Here is a 288-nt window from a genome sequence, read left to right on the forward strand (position 1 = left end):
TTCAAGTCTGTAGCGGTCATCACGTTTTCCCATGACTGCCCTGAGCTTGTGATACATTCTGAAAACCGGTTCATAACGCTTCATCCCCAGTTGTCTTTGGAGTTCAGCCGCACTGAATCCCTTCTTGGTTGCGGTAATGAACGTGATAGCCATCATCCAGATCCTAATCGGTAAGTTGCTGCTCTCCATGACTGTACCGCTCTTGATGCTGGTTCTGAACCCACAGGCGGCACACTGGAAAGAGAGCTTGTTTTCAAGCCAATAGTGTTTGAGACCAGTGCACTTCTT

At 48.3% G+C, this 288-nt stretch carries 1 pseudogene; it reads right to left on the reverse strand.

What is annotated here, in order from left to right:
- A pseudogene (locus ACNKXV_RS14460) lies at positions 1–288 on the reverse strand (IS1595 family transposase); the annotation flags it as partial.

Source organism: Christiangramia aquimixticola (genome assembly GCF_048285835.1).
Lineage (GTDB): Bacteria > Bacteroidota > Bacteroidia > Flavobacteriales > Flavobacteriaceae > Christiangramia > Christiangramia aquimixticola.